This window comes from Halomonas sp. SIMBA_159 (assembly GCF_046536035.1).
Taxonomy (GTDB): domain Bacteria; phylum Pseudomonadota; class Gammaproteobacteria; order Pseudomonadales; family Halomonadaceae; genus Vreelandella; species Vreelandella venusta_A.
The window spans coordinates 1-257 of the sequence record NZ_JAWJBT010000979.1 but is presented as its reverse complement, the minus strand read 5'-3'; the positions used below and the strand labels follow the sequence as shown (position 1 = coordinate 257).

General features: G+C 53.3%; 1 protein-coding gene. It reads left to right on the top strand.

Annotation, left to right across the window (positions count from 1 at the left end; genetic code table 11):
* Positions 1 to 257: MliC family protein (locus R0J87_RS22170; protein WP_498889013.1), on the top strand; the 257-nt coding region annotated here is incomplete at both ends.

Below are 257 nucleotides of genomic sequence, written 5' to 3'. Positions count from 1 at the left end.
AATATCAGCGGCGTATTGCTGAGTTGCAGGCCAGGTATGGCTTAATTGAGGCAACAGCAAGCGTCACCTATCTGTGTACGGATCAACCGGGCAGTGAAGTGATTGCGACTTACTATCCGACGGAACCGCCAACCCTGATTGCCGAACGGGGTGACAGTGTCTCACTGATGTATCAGCAGGAAAGCGCCAGCGGTACTAAATATGTCGGACGCAATGAAAGCCTGTGGGAGCATCAGGGCGAAGCAACCGTCATCTGG